General features: G+C 67.7%; 9 protein-coding genes. 4 read left to right on the forward strand and 5 right to left on the reverse strand.

Annotated features, from left to right (window positions below):
- From R1101_RS26680 to R1101_RS0113380, 3 genes are all read right to left on the reverse strand, one after another.
- Nucleotides 1-447: TetR/AcrR family transcriptional regulator (locus R1101_RS26680; protein WP_016933922.1), on the reverse strand; the 447-nt coding region annotated here is incomplete at its 3' end.
- The gene (locus R1101_RS0113375; RefSeq protein ID WP_016933923.1) at nucleotides 444-1199 is read right to left on the reverse strand and encodes an ABC transporter permease; all 756 of its coding nucleotides are present in this window, start codon (nucleotides 1197-1199) and stop codon (nucleotides 444-446) included. The genes R1101_RS26680 and R1101_RS0113375, both read right to left, overlap by 4 nt.
- Nucleotides 1196-1933: an ABC transporter ATP-binding protein gene (locus R1101_RS0113380; RefSeq protein WP_016933924.1), complete on the reverse strand. Its 738-nt coding sequence runs from the start codon at nucleotides 1931-1933 to the stop codon at nucleotides 1196-1198. The genes R1101_RS0113375 and R1101_RS0113380 overlap by 4 nt, the downstream gene beginning before the upstream one ends.
- A 124-nt stretch (nucleotides 1934-2057) precedes the next feature.
- Here R1101_RS0113380 and R1101_RS0113385 point away from each other — a divergent pair, with 124 nt between their 5' ends.
- On the forward strand, nucleotides 2058-2648 hold the full coding sequence (locus tag R1101_RS0113385) for an AMIN-like domain-containing (lipo)protein (RefSeq protein ID WP_016933925.1): 591 nt from the start codon (nucleotides 2058-2060) through the stop codon (nucleotides 2646-2648).
- A 60-nt stretch (nucleotides 2649-2708) separates the two neighbouring features.
- Here R1101_RS0113385 and R1101_RS0113390 read toward each other — a convergent pair whose 3' ends face one another.
- Complete coding sequence (locus R1101_RS0113390) at nucleotides 2709-3452, reverse strand: IclR family transcriptional regulator (protein ID WP_051017539.1); 744 nt, start codon at nucleotides 3450-3452, stop codon at nucleotides 2709-2711.
- Between the two features lie 120 nt (nucleotides 3453-3572).
- Here R1101_RS0113390 and R1101_RS0113395 point away from each other — a divergent pair, with 120 nt between their 5' ends.
- Both R1101_RS0113395 and R1101_RS0113400 read left to right on the forward strand, forming a co-directional pair.
- Complete coding sequence (locus R1101_RS0113395) at nucleotides 3573-4388, forward strand: SDR family NAD(P)-dependent oxidoreductase (RefSeq protein ID WP_016933927.1); 816 nt, start codon at nucleotides 3573-3575, stop codon at nucleotides 4386-4388.
- 30 nt (nucleotides 4389-4418) lie between these two features.
- Nucleotides 4419-5333: an NAD-dependent epimerase/dehydratase family protein gene (locus R1101_RS0113400; RefSeq protein WP_016933928.1), complete on the forward strand. Its 915-nt coding sequence runs from the start codon at nucleotides 4419-4421 to the stop codon at nucleotides 5331-5333.
- Nucleotides 5334-5393: 60 nt separating this feature from the next.
- Here the strand turns inward: R1101_RS0113400 and R1101_RS0113405 are convergent, their stop codons facing one another.
- Nucleotides 5394-5828, reverse strand: coding sequence for a nuclear transport factor 2 family protein (locus R1101_RS0113405; protein WP_037223305.1), 435 nt, complete (start codon nucleotides 5826-5828; stop codon nucleotides 5394-5396).
- A 222-nt stretch (nucleotides 5829-6050) separates the two neighbouring features.
- Between R1101_RS0113405 and R1101_RS26685 the strand changes: the two genes are divergently transcribed.
- Nucleotides 6051-6636: ABC transporter transmembrane domain-containing protein (locus tag R1101_RS26685; RefSeq protein WP_269726634.1), on the forward strand; the 586-nt coding region annotated here is incomplete at its 3' end.

Below are 6636 nucleotides of genomic sequence, written 5' to 3' on the forward strand. Positions count from 1 at the left end.
GTGCCCACGGGACGATCGATGCGCTCGAGCGAGGGGCGCGAGCGCGACCTCCAGTAGGAACGACCGGATCAGTCCGCTGTCGCCGCCGGTGATCTGCGCACGGAACATCGCGACGGCGGCGTCGCGGTGGGGGGAATCCCACACGCCGAGAAGGGCGGTCGCGAGAGCCCGGCCGAGTTCCGCGCACGGGGCCGCGTAGACGGGGGCGAGGACGTCCCGCGGATCGACGGGCAGCGCGACGGACGCGGTGAACAACTGCAGTTTGGTGCCGAAGTAGTGGTGCACGAGCGCCGGGTCCACTCCGGCACGGGCCGCGATCGCACGTACCGTCGCCTTGTCGTAGCCCTCGACGGCGAACAGTTCCCGTGCACTCGCAAGGATCTCGTCGCGAGCGCCCGAATTTCCGGGACGGCGTCCGGGACGCCGGGGCCCGGACGGGTCCGTCACGGGGTGCGGCGGCGCAGTGTCGCCGCCCCGAGCGCGAGTGCCGCGGCAGCAAACGTCGCGACGACGACCAGATCCCGCACCATGACACCGGTGACACCGGGGTTCACGGTGATCTCCTGCAGGGCCTCCACTGCGTAGCTCAACGGCAGCGCGTTGCTGATCCAGCGCAGCCAGTCGGGCAGATCTTCCCGAGCGACGAGCAATCCGCACAGCAGGAACTGCGGGATGACGATCACCGGCATGAACTGCACGGCCTGGAACTCGGTACGGGCGAAGGCACTGCACAACAACCCCAGCGAGACACCCAGCACCGCGACGAGCACCGCGACGACCAGCACCCACAGCACCGACCCGGCACTGGCGACGTCGAGCAGCCAGAACGCCACCGCGCACGCGAGGCCGGCCTGGACGGCCGCCGCGAGCGAGAAGGCGCTGCCGTAGCCGGCGAGCAGGTCGAGTTTCGTCAGCGGCGTGGTGAGCAGTCGTTCGAGAGTGCCCGAACTGCGTTCGCGTTGCATCGCGATGGAGGTGACCAGGAACATCACGACGAACGGGAGGATCCCGAGCATCGTGACGGCGATCCGGTCGAACAGCGAGACTCCTCCCGGTCCTGTGGGGGCGTTCTGGTACATGAAGTACAGCAACGTCATCAGCAGGCTCGGGACGAGCACGATCATCGCGACGGTGCGACGGTCCGCCCGCAGCTGACGCAGGATGCGTGTGGTCGTGGTGGCATAGACGACGGTGCTCACGGTCGTGCTCCCGTCCGGTTCCGGATGAGTCGGAGAAAAGCGTTCTCGAGACCCGTCTCCCCTGTCTGCTCGCGCAGTTCGGCCGGGGTCAGCCGGGCGACCAGCCGGCCCTCGCGCAACAGTACGAGTGTGTCGCAGTGATCGGCCTCGTCCATGACGTGACTCGACACGAGCAGTGTGGTGCCGCGATCGGCGAGCGATCGGAAGTGCTCCCACAGCTCGGCCCGCAGGAGCGGGTCGAGTCCGACGGTGGGTTCGTCGAGGACGAGGAGTTCGGGATCGCCCACCAGCGCGCACGCGAGCGAGACCCGCCCGAGTTGGCCGCCGGACAGGGCCGACGTCCGGTCGTGAGCATGGTCGGTGAGCCCGACCGCCGCGACGGTGTCGGCGACCGCAGTTCCCTTCCGTCCGTAGAGCGACGCGAAATAGGACACGTTTTCGGCGACGGTCAGGTCGGGGTAGACGCTCGGCGACTGGGTGACGTAGCCGATGCGGCGGCGCAGTGCGGCGCTGCCCACAGGCAGGCCCAGCACGGTGACCGTGCCGGATTCGACGATCTGGGTGCCGACGATCGTGCGCATCAGGGTGGTCTTCCCGCAGCCCGAGGGCCCGAGAAGGCCGGTGATCGAGCCGCGCGGGACGCGCACGCTCACGTCCTCGAGGGCTCGGTGGCTGCCGCGCCGAACGTTCAGGTCGCGGATGTCGACGGTAGTGGAGGTGTGGTCGATGGTCATGATCCACTCGATTCATCGAGTGTCGAATTCATCCTCGGACGAATTGTGCGCCTCATGTCTCGATCCGGTCAACCCCCGCGAGCGTCGCCGGGCCCGCCGGACGCTCCGACGTACCATGAGCCCCATGAAGCACACGCGTCTCGTCCTGGCCGTCACCGCAACAGCACTGGTCCTGGCGGGATGCTCCGCCGGCGGCGACGAGCCCGCACCCTCCCCCGCCGTCTCGGTCGACACCCCGACGTCCTCGGCTCCCGAGCCCACCACCTCCGCCGAGGTCCCGCGCGATGCGCGCGACAAGGTCTCCCCCGCCGGACAGGACGCGAAGCTCACCGTCGTGGACATCCGCACCGGACGGCACGAGGGCTTCGACCGCGTGGTCTACGAACTCGGCGGCGAGGGCGCGCCGGGATGGCGGGTCGGTTATGTCGACGAGGCGATCCAGGACGGCAGCGGCAAGGAGGTCCCCGTCACCGGCGACGCCGTGCTGCAGGTGCTCATCGACGGCTCCGCCTACCCGTTCGACAGTGGGGTCGAGCAGTACGACGGCCCGGATCCCGTGCTTGCCGAACCCGGCGGATCGGTGGTCGAGGTCAGCGGGTCCGGTGTCTTCGAAGGTGTCACCCAGTCGTTCATCGGCGTCGCCGCGCACGGCACCCCGTTCTCGGTCTTCTCCCTCACCGGACCGACCCGAGTGGTGATCGACGTGGCACGGTGACCGCTGCTGCTGTCCCGGCACCGGCCCGGAGGTGACGTTCGGGGCCGACATGGGCCGCCCTCACGACCGGACTGCGGCACCGTTCCCGTGCTGCCACGTCCTCGCCACCCGTCCCGTCGGTGGCGACGCCTGGATACGTCGCCAGATCTCCGCCGCCGCACTCTGCGCCGACGCCAGCAGGCGTCTGTCACCGATCCGGGCGGACGGCCCGAAGACCGAGAGTGCGGCCGCCTGTCCGGTGTCGATCCGGCCGATAGGCACCGCAGCGCAACCGAATCCTTTCCTGCACTGTTCCTGGTCGTAGGCCAGACGGGTCTGCCGGACACGTTCGGCTTCGGGAGAATCGCTGCCCAGTGCAGCCAGAAGCGCCCTGCCGATGGTCGACGACGCAGCCGGGAGTCGTTTGCCTGCCCGTGAATTCGAGACAGCCGAACCCTCGTCACCGATCGCCTCGAGATACACCGCGTCGTCCCCGTCGAGCACACCCAGGTGTACGACGCACCCACTGATGCGGTGGAGCCGGTGCAGAGTGGGCAGAGCGGCTCGTCGCACCATGTTGTGTTGTGCGGCCGCGGAGCCGAGTTCGATCATCCGCAACCCCAGCTGGTAGTCCATTCCGTCCCGATGGACCCACCGCAGCTCGACGAGTTGTTCCAGTGCGCGATGGACGGAGGTGCGCGACAGTCCCGTAGCAGCCACGATCCGGGACAGAGTGAGGCGTTCCGCGTTCTCCAGCGCGGACAGGATCAACGCGGTGCGCTGGATCGTGCCCTTCGGAACAGTCTGCGGGTCGTCGATGTGCATCCGGTCTCCTGTGTCGTCCTCACGGTCTTCGTAGCACCACGGCAGAACACCGTCGGGCAAACTTCCGGACACCGGGAACAGACCTGTCGCGGAAGACCGTGGTTCCTGTGTACTCGGCCTGTGACCCACCCCGTCTGCTCGCGACCCGGACCTCTGCTGCAGGGCCGGCGCGCCCTGGTGACCGGCGGTTCCGGAGGAATCGGAGCTGCGGTGACGACGGCGTTCGCCGCACACGGTGCCGATGTACTCGTCGTCGATGTCGATACCGGCGCCGAATTCGACTTCGACAGCGCTGCAGGCGGTTCCATCCGGATCATGGAATGGGACGTCCGTTCGGCGGTGTGCGCACCCGAGATCGTCGACCACCGACCGGACGTGCTCGTCAACAACGTCGGCCACTATCTGCGGCCCCCGCATCGCTTCACCGACAACGACCCGTCGCTGTGGGACGAACTGCACGAGATCAATCTCGGCCACGTCCTGCGTCTGACGCACGCCCTTCTCCCCGGTATGGCCGAGGGTGGAGGTGGTTCGATCGTCAACCTCACCACGGTCGAGGCACACCGGGCGATTCCCGGTCACGCTGTCTACTCCGCGTACAAGGCGGCACTGAGGCAGTTCACGCGGTCGCTCGCCGCAGAGGTCGGACCGGACGGCATTCGGGTCAACGCGATCGCCCCGGACCTCATCGATTCCGTACAGGTTCCGTACGACCGACTCGTACCGGAACAGGATCGAGCGCTGTGGCCCACCTGGTCGCCTCTCGGTGGCCCCGGACGCCCCGAGGACGTCGCCGGAGTGGCCCTGTTCCTGGCGTCGGATCTGTCGCGTTTCGTCACCGGCGGCACGATCCACGTCGACGGCGGTACCCATTCGAGCGGAGGCTGGGTCCCGAGACATTCCGGTGGGTGGACCAATCGCCCCCGACATCCCTGATCTGTTCCACGACAACGAAAGATGTAACACATGAAGATCCTTCTCGTCGGTGGTACCGGCATGATCGGCACGCACGCGGCGCTGCTCCTTCGCGAACACGGTGACGACGTCACGGTCGCCGCTCGCGGAGCGTTGCCCGACGATTCTCCGGTAACCGGGTTTCCGCTCCTCGTCGGCGATTACACCGTTCCTACCTTCACCGCAGAACAACTCCGGGGTTTCGACGGTGTCGTCTTCGCTGCCGGACAGGATCCGCGGCATCGCACGGACGGGGGCGACGACGAATCGTTCTGGGAGACCACGCAGAGCATCGGTGTGCCCCGCTTCGCCGCCCTCGCCAAACAGGCCGGAGTGGGTCGTTTCGTGCAGATCGGCAGTTACTACCACCATCTGCAACCGGCCTTCGCAGACACCAACCCCTACGTGGCGGCGCGCCGGGACGCCGACGAGGGCGCACGGGCGCTGGCCGACGACTCGTTCACCGTGTGCACCCTGAACCCGCCCTCGATCATCGGGGCGGTACCGGGCGCTTCGGCCCGGCGCTACCGGCGCATGGTGTCCTGGGCGGCCGGCAAGGAACCGGCCTTCCCGGACTTCGCTCCTACGGGAGGCACCAACTACATGTCGGCGCACTCCCTCGCCCAGGCGATCCACGGCGCGCTGCATCGAGGAGAATCCGGCAAGGCCTATCTCGTCGGCGACCAGAACCTTCTGTACAAGGAGTTCTTCCAGCTCATGGTCGATGCCGCCGGCGGCGATCGCAACATCCCCGAGCGGGACGAGTCGCATCCCTTCCTGCCCGACGCTGCGATCGTGCAGGGCAGAGGCAACCGCCTGTCCTACGAGCCGGCGGCCGAAGAAGTGCAGCTCCTCGGATACGACCGCAACGATTGCACTCGGGCCGTCGAAGAGCTCGTCGAGGTCGTTCTCGCTGCCGGTCGCTGACCGATCCCGGGCAGTCGGTTCGGACGGGATCCGACCGAACCGACGCCGGGACGGGGTGGTTCAGGCGGTGGGCACCGTGACGGGACGATCGTCGATGATGTCGACGATCAGTTCCCTGCGGGCGATCCGCCAGCGACCGTCCTCACGCCGATAGGCATCCCGATAGCGGAGGGTGATCGCGCTGTCACGCATGCCGTCCCTGCTCCGGTACAGATGGTGGGCGAGGCAGTACACCCATCCGGTGGCGCTGTCACCGTCCACGTCGATCACCCGCTGATGCACGGCGTGGTGGGTGGCGTGCAGGTGCGCGGTGCCGTCGAGCACCATCGCGACGATCGCATCCCGGCCTACCGTGATCGCCGTTCCGGCACCGCGGGTCATGACGGGAGGTCGGACGAACTCGGCGTCCGCTGTGAACAGGGCAGCCAGCGCGGCCGGGTCACGGGTGTCGACCGCCACCGAGTACCGGCCGGCCGGATCCGAAAGATCGTTCATTCGATGCAGTATCCGGTCTCGGACCGTGTGGCCGGTGCCGGAGTCCACTGAATGGAACTGAATGGGATCGCCAACCGATCCTCGGCGAGATCCTCCCCGAGTTCCGATACCGGTGACCTCGCCCGTCGGCGACGGCGCCCCGCCCCTGGACATCACACCTAGGCTTGACCTCGAGCGCACTCGAGGTCCTAGCCTCGGCTGCGACCCGAGGAGGCCGACACCATGAGCATGGAAGTCACCGCGTGGAACGCGATGTACAACGCGATGCACGCCGAGAGCGACCGCAGGCCGTTCTCCCGAGCGAGCCTGCGGCGGATCGCCGAGTTCGCCCGGCCGCACCGTCGCAACATCACCTTCTATCTTGCCCTGAGCGTGACCATCGCAGCGCTCGGCGTCGCGACCCCGGTGCTCGCCGGGCGGGTGATCGACGCGATCGTCGACGGCGCCGCGGTCTCGGTCGTGGTGCTGCTCGCGGTGATCATCGCCGCGATCGCACTGGTCGAGGCCGGCCTCGGGATCGCGAACCGTTGGTTGTCGGCGAGCATCGGCGAGGATCTCATCCTCGACCTGCGCACCACGGTCTTCGACCACGTGCAGCGCATGCCCGTCGCCTTCTTCACGAGAACCCGCACGGGTGCGCTCGTCTCGCGCCTGAACAACGACGTCATCGGTGCTCAGCGCGCCTTCAGCGACACCCTGTCCGGCGTGGTGGGCAATATCGTCACCCTCGCGATCACTCTCGTGGTGATGATCGGGATCTCCTGGCAGATCACGCTTCTCGCACTTCTGCTGCTCCCGATCTTCGTGG

Source organism: Rhodococcus sp. R1101 (genome assembly GCF_000278445.1).
Taxonomy (GTDB): Bacteria; Actinomycetota; Actinomycetes; order Mycobacteriales; family Mycobacteriaceae; genus Rhodococcus; species Rhodococcus gordoniae.